The organism is Marinobacter xiaoshiensis (assembly GCF_031631795.1).
GTDB lineage: Bacteria > Pseudomonadota > Gammaproteobacteria > Pseudomonadales > Oleiphilaceae > Marinobacter > Marinobacter xiaoshiensis.
On the sequence record NZ_JAVMBO010000010.1, the window covers coordinates 107,317 to 124,514 of the forward strand.

The 17,198-nt window shown below is 52.8% G+C and carries 17 protein-coding genes; 4 read left to right on the plus strand and 13 right to left on the minus strand.

Translation table 11 applies throughout. From position 1 onward, the window contains the following. Positions 1-21: 21 nt before the first annotated feature. The 7 genes from flgG to RKA07_RS08075 form a co-directional block, all read right to left on the minus strand. Positions 22-810, minus strand: a complete 789-nt coding sequence (flgG, locus tag RKA07_RS08045; protein ID WP_200205001.1) for a flagellar basal-body rod protein FlgG — start codon at positions 808-810, stop codon at positions 22-24. Between the two features lie 81 nt (positions 811-891). Continuing rightward, positions 892-1,644 (minus strand): flagellar basal body rod protein FlgF, encoded by a 753-nt coding sequence (locus tag RKA07_RS08050; RefSeq protein WP_200205002.1) that lies wholly within the window; start codon positions 1,642-1,644, stop codon positions 892-894. An 88-nt stretch (positions 1,645-1,732) separates the two neighbouring features. Next, complete coding sequence (locus RKA07_RS08055) at positions 1,733-3,661, minus strand: flagellar hook protein FlgE (protein ID WP_310966062.1); 1,929 nt, start codon at positions 3,659-3,661, stop codon at positions 1,733-1,735. A 26-nt stretch (positions 3,662-3,687) separates the two neighbouring features. Continuing rightward, positions 3,688-4,365 carry a flagellar hook assembly protein FlgD gene (locus RKA07_RS08060; protein ID WP_200205004.1) on the minus strand — a complete coding sequence of 226 codons (678 nt, stop codon included), beginning with the start codon at positions 4,363-4,365 and terminating at the stop codon, positions 3,688-3,690. Positions 4,366-4,383: 18 nt separating this feature from the next. Further along, a complete protein-coding gene (gene flgC / locus RKA07_RS08065; RefSeq protein ID WP_200205005.1) occupies positions 4,384-4,833 on the minus strand; it encodes a flagellar basal body rod protein FlgC in 450 nt (149 codons plus the stop codon). 34 nt (positions 4,834-4,867) lie between these two features. Continuing rightward, on the minus strand, positions 4,868-5,266 hold the full coding sequence (gene flgB, locus RKA07_RS08070; RefSeq protein ID WP_200205006.1) for a flagellar basal body rod protein FlgB: 399 nt from the start codon (positions 5,264-5,266) through the stop codon (positions 4,868-4,870). Between the two features lie 227 nt (positions 5,267-5,493). Then, entirely contained in the window at positions 5,494-6,057 is a 564-nt protein-coding gene (locus tag RKA07_RS08075; RefSeq protein WP_200205007.1) for a nitroreductase family protein, read from the minus strand. Between the two features lie 178 nt (positions 6,058-6,235). Between RKA07_RS08075 and RKA07_RS08080 the strand changes: the two genes are divergently transcribed. After that, a complete protein-coding gene (locus RKA07_RS08080) occupies positions 6,236-7,681 on the plus strand; it encodes an adenylate/guanylate cyclase domain-containing protein (RefSeq protein ID WP_310966063.1) in 1,446 nt (481 codons plus the stop codon). Here RKA07_RS08080 and queF read toward each other — a convergent pair whose 3' ends face one another. The 3 genes from queF to RKA07_RS08095 are packed head-to-tail and all read right to left on the minus strand — an operon-like array spanning position 7,682 to position 10,263. Next, on the minus strand, positions 7,682-8,500 hold the full coding sequence (gene queF / locus RKA07_RS08085; RefSeq protein ID WP_310966064.1) for an NADPH-dependent 7-cyano-7-deazaguanine reductase QueF: 819 nt from the start codon (positions 8,498-8,500) through the stop codon (positions 7,682-7,684). It abuts the gene before it with no gap. Positions 8,501-8,542: 42 nt separating this feature from the next. Continuing rightward, positions 8,543-9,316 carry an ABC transporter permease gene (locus RKA07_RS08090; protein ID WP_200205010.1) on the minus strand — a complete coding sequence of 258 codons (774 nt, stop codon included), beginning with the start codon at positions 9,314-9,316 and terminating at the stop codon, positions 8,543-8,545. Continuing rightward, a complete protein-coding gene (locus RKA07_RS08095; RefSeq protein WP_200205011.1) occupies positions 9,313-10,263 on the minus strand; it encodes an ABC transporter ATP-binding protein in 951 nt (316 codons plus the stop codon). The genes RKA07_RS08090 and RKA07_RS08095 overlap by 4 nt, the downstream gene beginning before the upstream one ends. 233 nt (positions 10,264-10,496) lie before the next feature. On the opposite strand from RKA07_RS08095, the gene RKA07_RS08100 reads away from it, so the two are divergent. Then, entirely contained in the window at positions 10,497-11,645 is a 1,149-nt protein-coding gene (locus RKA07_RS08100; RefSeq protein WP_310966065.1) for an organic solvent ABC transporter permease, read from the plus strand. A gap of 6 nt (positions 11,646-11,651) precedes the next feature. Here RKA07_RS08100 and RKA07_RS08105 read toward each other — a convergent pair whose 3' ends face one another. From RKA07_RS08105 to RKA07_RS08115, 3 genes are all read right to left on the minus strand, one after another. Further along, positions 11,652-12,962 (minus strand): HD-GYP domain-containing protein, encoded by a 1,311-nt coding sequence (locus tag RKA07_RS08105; protein ID WP_200205012.1) that lies wholly within the window; start codon positions 12,960-12,962, stop codon positions 11,652-11,654. Positions 12,963-13,157: 195 nt separating this feature from the next. Next, entirely contained in the window at positions 13,158-13,772 is a 615-nt protein-coding gene (locus RKA07_RS08110; RefSeq protein WP_310966066.1) for a hypothetical protein, read from the minus strand. Positions 13,773-13,826: 54 nt separating this feature from the next. Beyond that, positions 13,827-14,105: a PilZ domain-containing protein gene (locus tag RKA07_RS08115; protein WP_200205013.1), complete on the minus strand. Its 279-nt coding sequence runs from the start codon at positions 14,103-14,105 to the stop codon at positions 13,827-13,829. A 224-nt stretch (positions 14,106-14,329) separates the two neighbouring features. Between RKA07_RS08115 and RKA07_RS08120 the strand changes: the two genes are divergently transcribed. Beyond that, positions 14,330-15,346, plus strand: a complete 1,017-nt coding sequence (locus RKA07_RS08120) for a Fe(3+) ABC transporter substrate-binding protein (protein WP_200205014.1) — start codon at positions 14,330-14,332, stop codon at positions 15,344-15,346. Positions 15,347-15,505: 159 nt separating this feature from the next. Further along, entirely contained in the window at positions 15,506-17,194 is a 1,689-nt protein-coding gene (locus tag RKA07_RS08125; RefSeq protein WP_200205015.1) for an ABC transporter permease, read from the plus strand. Positions 17,195-17,198 lie beyond the last annotated feature (4 nt).

Consider the following 17,198-nt stretch of genomic DNA (forward strand, 5'->3'; position numbering starts at 1 on the left):
CTCCTCACTTCTTTCAGCTTATTAACCAATATTGTTGGTAATGAACTGGAGCATCTGATCGGTAGTAGAAACAACTTTTGAGTTCATCTCGTAAGCGCGTTGGGTGGTAATCATGTTCACCAACTCCTCGACAACTTCCACGTTGGATGACTCGATTACGCCCTGCTCCAAGGTGCCTAGCCCGGCCAGGCCCGGCTCGCCCTCTGTGGGGTCGCCACTGGAATTGGTTTCTTTGAACAGGTTGTTACCAATAGCCTGCAAGCCCTGCGGGTTAATGAAATTCACCAGAGTGATCTGACCAAGGTTCACGGGTGCCGCCTGGTCATCGGTAATGACAGACACAGTGCCATCCTTTCCGATGGTTATGGTGGTCGCGTCTTCAGGTACGTTTATATTGGGCTGGAGCGCATAACCCTCGGGCGTAACCACATCGCCATCGGCATTAAGCTGAAACTGACCATCCCTTGTGTAAGCGGTTTGGCCATCCGGCATTTCAATCTGTAAGAAACCACGGCCATTAACCGCCAGATCAAGAGGCTGCTCGGTAATCTGGAGGTTGCCTTGGCTAAATTGCTTTGCCGTGCCAACAACCCGCACACCCGTACCCAGCTGCAAACCTGATGGCAACTCAGAGTTCTGCGTGTTCATGCCCCCAGGCTGCCGGTTGATCTGATACAGCAAATCCTGGAATACTGCCCGATCTCGCTTGAAGCCCGTGGTGTTCACGTTGGCCAGGTTGTTGGAGATGGTGGACATATTGGTGTCCTGAGCGCTAAGCCCTGTTTTACTAACCCAAAGAGCTGGATGCATTTTTATTACTCCTTGCCGGTGTCTGGTCTGCGGCTAAGATTTGCCGCTTCCGGACCAGACGGGCGTTGTTTTCAATAGCTATCAAAGATTCTGCAACAGTCGTGCCGCTGCTTCGGAATTCTCGTTTGCAGTGCGCATAACCTTTACCTGCATTTCGTATTGCCGGGAGAGCTGAAGATTGGAAATCATCTCTTCCACAGCATTTACGTTAGAGCTTTCAAGAAACCCGGAGGCCACTCGCATTGCTGCGTCAACAGGCTCACCACCGTCAATTTCCTGCCCCGCCTGGCGCCGGATAAAACCATCCAGCCCCTTCTCAAGGGTATCTGATGGCGGGTTTACCAGCTTTAGCCGGTCAACTTCCACCAACTGATCTGGTGGCCCACCCACCGGGACAATAGAGATAGTGCCATCAGCACCTATCTGAACGTTGTCAAAAGGAGGCAGCGCCACGGGTCCGCCATTACCCAACACCATTTCGCCGGAACCAAGACGTACTAATCCGTTAACATCAATCTGCAAGCTGCCGGAACGGGTAAAAACTTCCTCACCCAGATTGTTCTGAATGGCGAGCCAACCTTCGCCCTCAATCGCGACGTCCAGCTTGCGGCCGGTTTGCATGAGTGCACCTGCGGACAGATCGGTACCGGGACGTTCAGCCATAGCGTATGCACGGGTAGGATGATGCCCCCCAAATACGGGCATACTTCTCGCCTGGGCAAAGTCCTTCTTGAAGCCTGTGGTGCTTACGTTTGCCAGGTTGTTGGCATGGGCACGCTGGGAAAGCATATTCTGCTTGGCGCCAGACATTCCTAGATAAAGTGCTTTGTCCATGGGCAAACTCCTGCCGGAATTTTGACTGTTTTCAGTGTTCTTACAGTCGTTCCTGCAGGAGTCATGCCATGTTCATATCAAAGCCGGTTTAGCGGAGGTTGATGATGGTCTGGGTGACCGCATCGGAGGTTTCAATGGTTTTGGCGTTTGCCTGATAGTTGCGCTGGGCAATGATCAGGTTCACCAGTTCGGCAGAAAGATCCACGTTGGACTCTTCCACCGAACTGGCCTTGATGCCACCCAATGTTCCGGTATCAGGCTGGCCAATAACTGGCTGGCCAGATTCGAAGGTTTCAACCCAACTGGTGTCTCCCACAGGTGACAGCCCATCAGTATTGTTAAAACTAGCCAGTGCTACCTGGCCCAAAGCTTTGGATTGACCATTGGTGTAGCGGGCAAACAGCACACCCTGCTTGGATACATCAAGACCAGACAGCCGGCCCGTGGTGTAACCATTTTGGCGCTGGTCATCCACCCCAAAGGACGCACCGTACTGGGTGGTTTCTGCAAGACTCAACACAAAAGCCGACGACGTTGGTGGCTCCGGAATGGGAGTAATCACAGGGGTGCCCGGTGCAGGAGGGCCATCGGCACCGTTAGGCAATCCTTGGCTATCCTTTGGAATCCAGTCTGTGATCAGAATTTCACCACTGACATCCCCGTCAATGGATTGCAGTACACCATCCTGATCAAACCTTGCTGTGTAGGGAGTAACATCTGTGCCCGCTACCATTTCGCCGTCAATCTGCAGATACACGGACCACTCACTCACACCTACACCGTTCCCGGGGGCAGGCTCTTTAACGAAGAACTGCGTCAGCTCATGAGAGTTCCCCAAACTGTCGAAAATTGAGGTGGATGTGGCGTGGTTATAGGTACGCTGATCCTGCGGGTTAAACTCATTGGTAATGCGGATCGGAGATGTCCCATAACTCGTAACAAAGTTACTGGTTGGGCCGCCAGTAGCCGTGAGGCCCAAAATGGTTCGGTCGCCTACGGCATTAACGTCACCAAATACAGTTACAGGACTGGCAGGGTCTATGGATTGAGCAGGATTGCCATTGCCGTAACTGAATTGAATATTCTCGCCCTGGTTATGAACAACATTCAACACACCCGTTGTGCCATCGATTGTGGCGAAGATTGCGCTATCGTTTGTTCGGTTAATTGCGTCACGAAGGTCCGCCAGCGAGTTCACAGAGCTGGTATCTATAGGAATAGGCGCATTGTTAACGCTGAGATTGAATGAAAAAGTCCCCGCCGTTGAAATATAAGTATCGTTGAGCACCGAGCCGGCGGGGGCTGGTGTGGTTGGGTGCTGAATTGGCGCAGTAGTTGTCGCGGAAGCGCTCAGTCCGGGCGCACTGGATATTTGATCGGCCATCGCACGGGCGGTGGGCAATCCCCCCAAGTCTACTGAATAGGAAGGAGTACCATCGGTGTAGCTGACATCGAACATTTCGCCAAGAATGTCATTATAAGACAAGGGCACCACATCCCGCACTCGGGATTCCAGCACGGGTTGGCGGGAATCCAGGTTCACGTCAGTACGCAAACTGGTAGTACGGCGCGGCGCCAGGTTATCGGTGGCAATTTCAAGATTGCCACGAATGCCTGACAGATTACCGTCATCATCGGCCGTATAGCCTTGCACTTTCATAGACTGGTTGTTAACCACAAAACCGTCTTTATCAATAGTGAACTGCCCTGCCCGCGTGTAACGGGTTTCGCCACCGGCATTCAGGATAAAAAAGCCATCACCACTGATGGCCATATCCAAACCGCTATCGGTAAAGCTGATGTTGCCCTGGCTAAAAGACTGTTTGATGTCCTGAACGTTTACGCCGTCACCAATGGGATTGGAACCACCGCTCAAAAAGCCACTGGCATACAGGTCGCCAAACTGAACCTTGCTCCCTTTGAACCCCACCGTACTGGCGTTGGCAATATTGTTGCCGGTTACGTCCAGATCTACCGCTGCAGCCCGCAGGCCACTGAGCCCCGTATTAAAAGCCATAATTCACCCCTGGTCTGACACCGGAATTAATTGATTTGTTGAACATCTGACAGCGCGATGGAACCCATGCCGGCCAGATTGAGAGTAACGGACCCGCCCTGCCCCAAAGACACGCTGTCTACGTTAGCGCTGACAAGGGTTGGAAGCTGCAAGCTGCCCTGCGGATACGATGCTTCAGCCACAATTCGATAAGGGCCTGGCGGCAAGCTATTGCCGTTACCATCCTTGCCGTCCCAGCTGAACGCTTTAACTCCGGCGGAACTGCTGCCAAGATCAATCTGACGAACAAGTTCACCGTTGGGGCTCTGGATAGACAGGCGGACGCCACCGGTGGATGCAGGCACCTGAATATTGCCGGAGATTTCACCCTCCGCACCAAGAATGCCGACTTCTGATGGCGCCAGTACCGTCTTTCCAACCATTGCAGAGGCTTGCAGTGCCTGTGTGGAGCGGAACTGTCCCACTACATCCTGAACCGTGCCCGACAGCTTCTGCATTTCTTCCAGTGAACTGAACTGGGCAAGCTGGGAAATAAACTCACCATTATCTTGAGGCTCTAGCGGATTCTGGTTTTTCAGCTGCGCCAGCATCAGCTCCATGAACTCGTTTTTGCCGAGGTCGCCTTTGCCGCTGGTACCGCTCTGTGGCTGGCTTCTGTAATTCGCCAGTACATCTGAGGCTTCTGTTGCGTTAATTGCACTCATGATTCAATCCCCGCCCCGTTACTGCTGACCAAGTGTCAGGATGCGCTGCATCATGGATTTAGCCGTGTTCATAATGTCCACGTTCATTTGAAAGCTTCTTGAGGAAGACATCATGTCTGCCATTTCTTCCACCACGTTCACGTTGGGATAAAACACATAGCCGTCTTCATTAGCGGCCGGGTGGTGGGGCTCGTATCGCATTTGCAACTCTGCATCGCTTTCAACAATGCCTTCCACGCGAACGCCCGCACCAGCATCCTCTCCTGCCTGAACCCCAAAACCTTGCTGGCCCGGATTCATCATGGATTGCTGGATCGCCGAGAAAACCGGCTTGCGCGCACGATAGGTAGTATCCGTGCTGGAACTCGCCGTCTCTGCGTTAGCAATGTTTGAAGCGGTAGTATTCAGCCTCAGCGATTGCGCTGTCATGCCGGAACCGGCGATATCAAATATGTTGCCCAGTGACATGGTGATACTCCTTCACAAATCGTGGAACTGCGGATTACTCGCCTTTCAGGGCTTTGGTCAGGCCGGTAAATTTACTGTTCAAAAACTGGAAACTCGCCTGGTAATCCATCGCATTACGCATGAACCGGGTCTGTTCTGCCTGGGCGTCCACCGTGTTGCCGTCTACCGAGGGCTGATCTGGTACCCGATACAGCAAATCTGAATCACCCCCACCTGCCGCGGTATCCATATGACCTGCATGGGTTTTCTCCATGCTGATGCCGCTCAAACTGTCCTGGGCTTTCTGCATCATGGCCTGAAAGTCCACATCGCGAGCCTTGAAGCCCGGCGTATCGGCGTTGGCAAGATTGTTCGCCAGGATTTCAGCACGCTGAACCCTCGCCTGCAGCGCATGCTGGTGAATACCAAGAGCTCTATCAAAAGTGATTGCCATACAACCTCCGAAATACTGTCACCAGCCATGTTGAGCTTTGCCGGTTTCGTTCTATGGCAGAACTAAAGCAATGCTGATGCCAGATTTTGGAAGCACACTGAATTCGGGCACTTTAAGGGGATTAAAGAGAGGGGAAGAGCAATAATGCAGATAAAGAAACGGCAAAGCCTGATAAAAGCGGCAAGGTGTTTCCCCCGCTGAATCAGCAGGGGAGGCTGACCTGGCCACTACCCAGGCCAGCGCGCAACAAATTCCGACAACTCAGGTCTGGGAACTGCAGGCTTGTTCGAGGATACAGTGCCGGTGTAGAGAAAGCCGATTATAGACTCCCCCTCTTCAAGGCCAAGCCCCTCCAGAACCAGCCGGTTGTATACCAGCTCACCTGTACGCCACATAACCCCATAGCCGGCATCCTGAAGGGAAAGCCCCAGATAACTCATACTGGCACCGGCCGAGAGTATCTGTTCAACTTCCGGAACTTTCGGGTGGGGTTTGGGGGACGCAATTCCCACAATGATCATGGGGGATCTGTGAGCCTTATTGCGTATAATATCGAGCTTCTTATCATCGGTTTTACCCCTTAAATCGGAGTAGCCAACCGCGAGTACCTCACCCAGCGCATCCAGATCTTCACCTTCAATTACCAGATAACGCCATGGGCGCAGCAGCGCATGGTCGGGCGCTCGGGCTGCACACCTGAATGCCCGATCAAGAGTTGCGGCATCAGGAGCTGGCGCTTCCAGCCGTGGCTCAGATGCCCTGTTGAGCAAAAAGTCAGTGACTGAACTCATATCAATAGTTTTCCAATAACTGAATCCGGCCCAGTTTGCCTTCAAACCGTGCCGGTGAATTGTGGGTTATACGTAATACTGCTAACCTTTAGTCGTACTTCCAATCTGTGCTCTCAAAGATGCCTTACAAACTACAAACCAACTTGAATGGTTCCAGCACCATGAGTGATCAGCTTACATGATGAGTGCTCCGGCAGATCTGCGCAATGCCAGCAATAGCTTGGGGAAATCTCTGGCATCCGAGGCTCAGAACAGGTCGGTAGCCATCCCCCCTATGCCCGACTATAGCGGGCGAGTATTGGCATATACGGCAACCGCCATCATCATTGTAATGGGGGTCTGGGAAGAAGTATTCCAGACCTGGCACTTGTGGCTGGTTGCTGGCGCCCTGGTCTGGCCCCATGTTGCGCACCTGTTAAGCCGCCGCACGTTTTTGAAAAACTCCCCCCGCATTCGTCAGAAAATGCTGACGGTTGATTGCGTAATTGGAGGTGGCTTTATCGGCTGTATAGGGCTGGTAGCCATTCCATCTGCTTCGGCCGGGCTCATGATGATGTTCAGCGCGCTGATCATAGGCGGCATCAGGCAATGGCTTATTGGCTGCGTGTTCATGGTTGTATCCGCCCTGGCTTTTTTAGCTGTTCTGGGTACTGCGGATTCATTTCAATCACCTCTGCTCACCAGCCTGTCCTCTATACTGGCCACGGGCTTTTACATCTGTGTAACAGCCTTTTACTCGCACCAGCAGGCCCGTGCCCTCATGCTGGCAAAAACCCAGATTCAAAACCAGCGGGAGCAGTCCATAGCGCTCTCCCACAAGCTGTCCAAATACCTCTCTCCCCAGGTATGGCAATCCATTTTTACCGGGGAAAGGGACGTGCGCCTTGAAACCCAACGTAAAAAGCTGGCCGTATTTTTCTCCGACATAAAAGGCTTTACCGAGCTGTCGGAAGAAATGGAGCCAGAGGCGCTTACAGAATTGCTCAACCACTACTTCAACGGTATGTCTGAAGTGGCCCTCAGGTATGGTGGCACCATCGACAAGTTCGTGGGCGACTCCATCATGATTTTCTTTGGCGATCCCACAAGCCGCGGCCAGCGGGAAGACGCCTTTGCCTGCGTGTCCATGGCTATTGATATGCGCAAGCACATGAAAATCATGCGCCAGAAGTGGCGCAGCCAGGGCATAAAATCTCCCCTTGAAATTCGCATGGGCATCAGCACCGGCTACACAACCGTAGGCAACTTTGGCGCTGAAAACCGTATGGACTACACCATTATTGGCAAAGAGGTGAACCTGGCCAGCCGGTTGGAATCTCTCGCAGAGCCAGGGGAAATTCTCGTTTCCTACGAGACCTTCTCACTGATTAAAGACCGGATCATGTGCCGTGATAAAGGCGAAATCACCGTGAAGGGCTTCGGCCGCCCTGTGCCCATCTACGAAGTTGTAGACTTCCGCAGGGACATGGGACCAAATCGCAGCTTCATGGAGCATGAACACAGCGGCTTTGCCATGTACCTGGATTCGGAAAAAATCACCGGCAAAGAACGGCAGAGTATCCTCAATGCTCTGGAAGATGCCGCAGAGCGATTGCGGCATGAAGAAGACAGCGCCCGGGAATGATTACTGACGAATCAACCTGGGGCCAACCTGCTCTTCCGGTTCCGTACTGCGCCAGGGGTTGATATCCAATCCACCCCGGCGGGTATAGCGGGCACAGACTGTCAGGCTCTCAGGCTTGCAGCGACTCAACAAATCCGTAAACAAGGTTTCCACACAATGCTCGTGGAAGTCCTGCTTCTGCCGAAAACTCACGATGTAGCGCAACAACCCCGCACGATCGATGGCAGAGCCGGTATAGCTTATCAGCACCGTGCCCCAATCCGGCTGCCCGGTAACGGGGCAGTTACTCTTCAACAGGTGTGAGCACAACTTCTCGGTAACCACCGGCCCGCTGGCTGCAAGCGACTCCGGTGCATACTCATACACCACATCCTCAACCTTTTCGTTATCAATCAACTGGTATCCCGAGGGGCGCCCGGTGGCGGTATCTGACTCATCCACACTCAAAAGCCGGACATTCACCGCCGCACCGCACACGCTGGAAAGGTCTGCAGTGACCGTTTCCTCAACCTGATTACCGGATGAGAACACGGTTTGATTCAGGGAGTTCAGATAGAGCTTGAGCGACTTGGACTCAACAAGCGACGGAGACGCTGCCGGAAACCGGATCTCTGCCCAGGCAACTGTGGGAATGCCGCCGGGGCGTAACCAGGAGATTTCCCAAGCCTGCCACAAATCGCCCCCAAACCAGGGCCAGCGCCCATCCTCAAGACCGATTCGTCGGCGATTTTCATCCCGTGCTACCGGGAAAAGAAGGGATGGATCGTACCGATCCGGGTAGTCGCTGCTTTTGCCAAGCGGGGCATTATCAAGAGCCATAAAACGTCCTAAACATAACAGTTGCCAGAAGTTGGATTGGCATCAATGCCTGATACCCTTGCCCCGCGCCAGCAGTTTGAGCGCGATAAAGGAAAGCACAAAGATGAACACCAGAATCATCCCAAGAGACACAAACGGGTTTACATCAGAAACGCCGAGTATGCCAAACCGGAAGCCGTTTACCATATACAGAATCGGGTTCGCCATAGACACGCCCTGCCAGAAGTCCGGTAGCAGGTCGATGCTGTAAAACACCCCTCCCAGGTAGGTTAACGGTGTCAAAACAAAGGTGGGCACGATGGAAACATCGTCAAACTTCGTCGCCAGCAGCGCGTTAATAAAGCCGCCCACCGCAAACAGTGCTGATGTCAGAAACACCGTCACCACAACCATGGGTAAGTTGTGTATCTTCAGCTGCGTAAAGGCAAGAGACAGCACGGTGACAATCACACCAATTCCCAGCCCACGCGCCATGCCTCCCGTCACGTAGCCCGCAAGTATCACCCAGTTAGGCACAGGTGAAACAAGCAGTTCTTCAACACTGCGCTGAAACTTCATGGAAAAAAACGATGACACCACGTTGGCGTAGGAGTTGGTGATAACCGCCATCATGATTAGCCCGGGCACAATAAACGACATATAGTCGAAACCACCCATCTCACCGATTCTGGAGCCAATCAGGTTGCCAAATATAATAAAGTAGAGCGTCATAGTAACTGCGGGTGGCAGCAGCGTCTGGGGCCATATACGGGTAAACCGACGAATTTCCCGCAGCACAATGGTGCTGTACGCGGTGAACAGAGCCTGAGCATTCATGCCCTGCCCTCCGTTATGCTTTCGCCTTCGGGGGCATTGGATTCCACCATTCGAATAAACAACTCTTCAAGCCTGTTTGCCTTGGTGCGCATACTGATAACTTTAATACCCTGCTGCCCCAACTGCATGAATACATCGTTCAGCGCTTGCCCCTTGTGTACGTCCACTTCCAGAACACCCTCATCGTCTAGCCGGCAGGTAAAACCCTCCAGCTCGGGCGTCTTATCCAACGACACCTCGGTATCAAGCAGAAAGGTCTCAAGGCTCAACTGCTGTAACAACTCCCGCTTGCTGGTATTCCGAACAATACGACCATGATCAATAATGGCGATGTTCCGGCACAACGCCTCCGCCTCTTCCAGATAATGGGTCGTGAGAATGATGGTGGTGCCCTGCCGGTTCATTTCCTCAAGAAATGACCACATGGAACGCCGAAGTTCGATATCTACGCCCGCTGTAGGTTCATCAAGAATCAGCAATTTGGGTTCATGCACCAAGGCACGGGCAATCATCAGCCTGCGCTTCATGCCACCAGAGAGCATACGTGCCGGAGTATTCCGCTTATCCCACAGACCGAGTTTTTTCAGGTACTTTTCTGCGGAAACAGCCGCTTTTTTCAGTGGGATTCCGTAATAGCCCGCCTGAATGGTGACAATATCAAACACCTTTTCAAACTGGTTAAAATTGAACTCCTGTGGCACCACACCAAGATGCATTTTTGCTGCAGAAAGATGGGTATCAATATCGTAGCCAAATACGCTTACCTTGCCGGCACTTTTGGTAACCAGTGAGCACACAATGCCCAACGTGGTAGATTTACCAGCGCCATTTGGGCCCAGCAGGGCAAAAAAATCGCCTTGTGTCACCTTCAGGTCAATTCCCTTAAGCGCTTCAAACCCACTACCGTAGGTTTTGGTAAGCCCCTCGATTTCCAGAGCGTTGGTCATAAAAGGTTCCGATTAAAATAAGCAGTGTTCGGGGAACACTCATTTATTGAGGCTCATCACGTTTTTTCAAGTCGCGCACGCGCTCACTCAGGCCCTCTGAAATCTGCAAACTGCGACAGGTATCCCGATATACCCTGATTGGGCTCCCTATAATGCGGTTACAACAATTTACAGAAGGCCGTCCACGACTGCTCAGCTGGCACGGCCCAACTTCAGGGAATGTACAACGAACCATGGCTGCCGTTCACCTTGCTCGCCCACTCTTTACTCTGCCCCGCGCGTTCATTGCTGCGCTGATTGTCGTACCTCTTCTTTCTGGCTGTCTGGACAGTGACAGCAACAATAATAATGATGGCCCGAGCACAGGGACCATAAACGCACTGGGTGTGAGCGGGCTAAGCTACCAAACCGCCAGCCAATCCAATAAAACCGATACCAAAGGCCAATTCCTGTATTACCCGGGTGAGACACTCCGCCTCAAAGTTGGCAATCTGCTTCTGGCGGAGGACGTACCTGCACAGGAATGGGTCACGTTGCTTGAGTTTTTACCGGAAGTGCGCAGCCAACTTACAACACCCGCCGTCGATGCTGAAGGTCTCAGCACTCATAAAATTACCGAACAGCAGCTCATTACAAACGTATCATTGACCAACCTCACCCGCTTTCTCATGTCACTCAACTGGTCTGAGAACCTGCGGGAAGGCAAAGGCATCGACATCCGTGACCGCGTAATACAACAGCTGAACGCAGCCCTGCCCAATCTCAGCAGCCCAATTGATTTTCGCGTAAGTGAAGCCGAATTTAATGCAACAGGTGCCTCGCCGTCTCCCGCTAATCAACTGCTGACCAGCATCTGTTTTTACCCGCCAGATGATGAACTGTGTAAAGCGCCCCCATCTGAAAAAGACATAGAAGACGCCGATGAGCGCCCGGAAAATGAAGAAGACTGGGACCCAAATTATGAATACAAGGAAGATCTGCGCAACAAAAGACAACGCATTCTCGACTCGGTTCGCTCCATGGAGGATGTCGATGCTGAAGATGCCAGGCTCTATTTAACCCGGGAGCTGGATAGCATTTCGACCACAATTGGGAACCGATATTATCTGGAAAATCACGTAGCCAAGCACTCGGCTAGCGACACTGGAATAAAGCGGTTTGAAATACGTCGTATTGGCGGCAGTGCTGAGCTTGCCGATATTGAAGCCATCACAACCCGACCACAAGATGTGGGCGTGCACTCTTTTAGTTGGCAGACGGCAGATGTGGAATATTTTGTAGACGGACCTGCCGGTGGCGAGTCCGAGCTTGTGACCAGCTTCTTGCCAGAGTCTACTTACCGGTGGGTACGGAAGGCTCTGCGAGTTGTTATTACACCATAAAAACGGTTATCGACTGATTAACCGGCTCACACTCCAACGGGATTCTGAGCCGGTAACATCGTAACCAGCCGGATTCAGGCCCTCGGTTCCGTGAGCAAGGCACTCCCTGATAGCCAGAACCTGGGCTGCTGAACGGTTCTCGTTATATTTCGCAAGATCAACAACCTTGGCCGCTTTCAGAGGCGAATGGTTACTATCTGACATCACCATCACCTTCGGCCATAAACGGCGCTCGGGAGAATGCGACACCACAATGCCGCGCTGCCCATCGGTCAATTCCACAAGGCTGCCCGTTGGGTAAATGCCTATGGCACGTATAAACCCTTCAACAAGCTCATCCTGAAACTCTATGTTGCGCATATCATAAAGTAGCGTTACGGCTCTTGCAGGCGTCATCGGTTCACCCAAACCTTCCCTGGGCTCAATGAGCGATTCGAAGAACTCTGCAATCCCGGCAATCTTGGCCAGCAAGGGAATTCTGTCGCCCCGAATACCTTCAGGAAAACCCGAACCGTTATGGCGCTCACGGTGGCCCTGTACAACACTGAGAACCGCACGGGAAAGCCCGCTATCCTCCAGCATTGCCATACCTTTTTCGACATAGCTCCGGTACAACGCAAATTCTTCCGGACCCAACTGCCCCTCCCGACTGAGCAGATCTTGAGGTAGCTGGGTTTTACCTACTTGAGACAACAGACAACCCAATCCAAGATGACTCAGCAAGCCTTCATTCAAACCAAGCTGACGGCCGCAAACCAGCGCCCAAACGCAAGTATTGAGAGCATGCCGGTACATATGGTTATCATGCTGCTGAATACGGCTCAGCCATAACAGCGCATCTGGCTGGCGAATAACGCTACGCACCATTTTATTGATCACGGCAGCAACCGGGCGCAGGTCACGGGTTTCCTGAGTATTTATAGCGGAGTAAAGCCGCTCAAGGGCAGTGCCAGCGTCTTCAAGCAGGTGTTTGGAGGTTTTCATTTCACGCTTCAGCGTGGTACTTGCCTGATACTTTACCGGCTCACGTATGCTGAGCGGCGGCAGCTGGAGCTGTTCACGGCCATCATTCTTCTGCTGGCCCCTTCTTCCAAAAGGCGACCGCGAAATTCGCGTAAGCTCAACGGAATCTCGTGATTCTGCAACGTCGATGGACACCCATTTACAATGGGAGACAAGCGCGCGAATATCGTCTTCGGAACGGATGTGGAAACCCTGAATAGGGAACGGAGTCTGATGCCACGGCCGATCAAGGTCAGACACAAACATGCCCACCTCAAGATCATGCACCGCTACTTTTTTCTGACAGACACCCACCGCATCACTCCTTGAGCAAAATACTTCTTCAATTGCTACTATTTTCAATCGATGAAAGGGAATAGTCCATTACATTTTGGTAGCTTAAAGTAACAGCGGGAACACAAACAGTAACGACTATATTCAGCCGGAAACCGAGTGTAGCAGCGTGACAGACATCACAATGTTTACCTTAGCCAGGTCACTAAATACCAATCACTCGGCTTCACATACCGAACGCTCAAACTTTGGAGGGCGAGCATTGAGAGAGCCCCTTGGCGCCTTGCGAGAGTAAACAGCATAAGGCACCGTTGACGCCCGAATATAGTCAACACTCACCGCCTCTTTGCCTTCGCCCTGCACAGGAGAAACCGGCTCACAGGCAACCAGAAGCTCCAAACGGCCGGGGATGTCTGCAATTCTTGCTTCCGGATCAGCAGAATTCACCGACATACACAGACTACCCGCATCTGCCGGCTGTCCACTTTGTGCCAGCTGATCTTGCCCGCTCTGCCCGCAGGCACGGATCCCTTCACCACAGCCTCCTGCCTCAGCATGGCTGTCATCATAAAGCTTCCAGACTCGCTCACTGCACTGGGTTTCAAGAGTTAAAGGCGTGGCGCGGTCGGATAAAACCCACCAACCGGGGTATTCGGCGGTGTCCCAGGACAGACGCACAGTGCGAGGCTCTCCCTTCGAGTTTTCAGCGGGGAACATAGCGTAGTGGGAGTAATAGGTTGCACAGCCCGCTTGAGCCACCAACAACCCGGCGATAACCAGCAGACGCGCGAAACCATTGCTAAAAGAGGCATTAAATCGGGAAGCAGTCATGATACCTAATCTATTCATGGGGAATATGTGGGCAATGCCGTTTGCCAATGTGTCCTAGTTTACGCTTTCATCAAACTGCAAACCGTATCCATCGATGGTTTTGCGAACAACAACCATATCCAGCACAGGTGCCGGAATGGGAAGGCCTTGCACCTGCACACTCACTCTGTCACCCATTTCCGGAACGAACGGCTCATTCTCTACCACTATAAACACGCCGCCATCCGATATGTCCCGGGTACAAAACAGAAACTCCCCCAGTCGTTCGTGGGTTACTTTTACCTTGGCACTCATCGCGGTGCGACAGTGTATTCTGCGGTCATCTACAGGCATCAACAAGGTTCCACTGCTCAACTACGGTACATTGTAGATTATTATGTGTTTATACGAATTATATCGTGTGCGCATCAATGCAAAGAATAACACCATTTTGAAGAAGTACACCAAAGGGAATATTGACAACACCTGCAATAGAAATGAGAATGGTTGGCGTTTACAGGTCACAGCGCATCTTAAACACTGATGCGAACCCAAACAGACTCATTAAAGGATGCACTATGCGCATGAAACTCGCTGCAACTGCGGCAATCGCCCTCACCGCTCTTCCCCTTGCCGCCTCCGCAGACGGCGAAGTGAATATCTACTCGTACCGCCAGGCGTATCTTCTTGAGCCTCTGCTAAACGCTTTTGAAAAAGAGACCGGCATCAAGAGCAATGTTGTGTTTGCAAAGCAAGGTCTGGCCGAGCGCCTGGAGCGTGAGGGTCGCAACAGCCCAGCCGACGTTGTGATGACCGTAGACATCTCTCGCCTTAACGAACTGGTAGAGCGCGATCTGGTACAAGGCCTGGATAACGACGTACTGGAGAAAAACATACCGGAAAACCTTCGCCATCCTGAAGGCAAGTGGTTTGGCCTCACTACCCGTGCGCGCCTGATTTTCACTTCCAAAGAGCGCGTTGAAGAAGGTGAAATCACAACCTACGAGCAACTGGCTGACCCCAAGTGGGATAACCGCATCTGTACCCGCAGCGGCAAGCACCCTTATAACATTGCTCTGATCTCATCCATGATTTCCCACCACGGCGAAGCCGAGACGGAAACCTGGCTCAAGGGCCTTAAAGACAACCTCGCCCGCAAACCACAGGGCGGCGACCGCGACCAGATTAAAGCCATAGCGGAAGGCGTGTGTGATGTGTCTATCGGCAACAGCTACTACTACGGCAATATGCTGCAGGATGAGAGCCAGCGCCCAACGGCAGAAGCCGTTCGACTGGTGTTCCCCAACGCCGACGGCCGTGGAACTCACATCAACATCAGTGGCATCTCCCTGACCAAGAGCACCCCGAACCGGGACAACGCAATCAAGCTGATGGAATTCCTGTCTTCACCGGAAGCTCAGGGCATTTACGCTGAGGCGAACACTGAATATCCTGCAAACCCGAACGTAACACCGACTGGCCTGGTAGCAGAATGGGGCAAAATCCAGCCAGACAGCCTTTCCCTCCAGGAAATTGCAGACAAGCGCAACGCAGCTGTGAAACTGGTTGACCGCGTAGATTACGACGGCGAGTAAAAATGCTTTGGCGAGGGTGGCACAAACAACCACCCTCGCTTTACCTTTAAATCGACCAGCCAAATGACACCAATCATTGCAGCGGCTATTTGAGCTGACTACAATCCCTACCCTTCAACGTTAAACCCTATTCCATCTTTATTTGTTAACAGGAACCCTATGAGCGAGGTTGCGACCAGCGTTAACCCCGGGCTTACCCAGCCCCTGCTGGCAAAGCGCACTTCACGCCGCTGGTTGTTCAGCGCCGCACTCACCACAGCCATCGTCGCACTACCGGTTCTCTCTGTTATATTCCTGGCCTTCTTCCCTGAAGAGAATATTTGGCCACACCTGCTGGACACCACACTCCCCCGCTATCTTGTAACAACAATTAAACTCATGGCCGGAGTAGGTGCCATTACTCTGGTCATCGGCCTTTCAACCGCCTGGGCCGTCACCATGTGCGAATTCCCGGGGCGCAAGTTCTTTGAATGGGCCATGCTGCTGCCGTTTGCCGTGCCTGCGTACGTTATTGCCTATGTTTACACCAGCCTTCTGGATTATGCTGGCCCCGTACAAGGTGCTCTGAGAGATATCTTTGGCTGGACCAACGCCGCGGATTACTGGTTCCCGGAAATCCGCAGTCTGGAAGGGGCCACGTTAATGATCGGCCTTGTGCTTTACCCATACGTTTACCTTCTTGCCCGCGCCGCCTTTCTGGAACAGTCGCCCTCCTTGTTTGCTGTTAGCCGCAGCCTTGGCCACTCAGCGCTGAGCACGTTTTTCAAAGTGGTATTACCCATCGCCCGCCCTGCCGTTGCTGTTGGCCTGTCACTGGTATTGATGGAAACACTGAACGATTTTGGCACCGTCGACTTCTTTGCGGTTCAAACACTGACAGCAGGCCTGTTTGACACCTGGATGAACCTGGGCAACCTGGGCGGTGCCGCGCAGATAGCCACCACCATGCTCATCTTTGTTGTGATTCTGGTCACCCTTGAACGCTATTCCCGCCGGCGCCAGCAACAGTTCGCAGCGCGAGACAACCGCGACCCTATCCGCCGTTTCACCATGTCATTCCCCCGACAACTGATATGCGTAGCCGTTTGCGCTGTGCCAGTAGTGCTCGGCTTTGTCATTCCCGGGGTCACACTTGGCGTTTATGCCTGGGAGTATTTTGGTGAAAGCTGGAACCCGGATTTTGTGCGCAACACCTTTAACAGCCTATTCCTTTCTGGAACCGCGGCCCTGACCACCCTTTTGATCGGCGTAACCCTTGCTTACAGCCGCAGGCTCCACAACACCCGTGGTATGCAGGTGCTCATGCGCCTCTCAAGCCTGGGATACGCCATGCCGGGGGCAGTACTGGCAGTAGGTGTGATTGTGCCCCTGGCGGGCTTTGACAACTGGCTGGACAGCCTGATGCGGGATTACTTCGGTGTGAGCACCGGCCTGCTGCTGAGCGGCTCAGCCTTCGCTATTGTGTTTGCGTATACCGTGCGCTTCCTGGCGGTGTCTGCCGGCAGTGTGGAAAGTGCTCTGCAGAAGATTACCCCGAGCATGGACATGGCCTCGCGGTCACTGGGCAACAGCCCAGGCAAAACATTGGTAAAAGTGCACCTGCCCATGCTACGCGGAACCCTTATAACCGCTGCACTGGTGGTGTTTGTGGACTGCATGAAAGAGTTGCCGGCCACCCTGATACTCCGGCCATTTAACTTTGAAACACTGGCTACTTACGTGTATCAGTTTGCCTCTGATGAGCGCCTGTACCACAGCGCCCTACCTGCCCTGATTATTGTATTGGCCGGCATTATTCCAATCATTCTGATGAGCCGGTCCATCTCCAATACCCGCTCTATGGCCTGATACA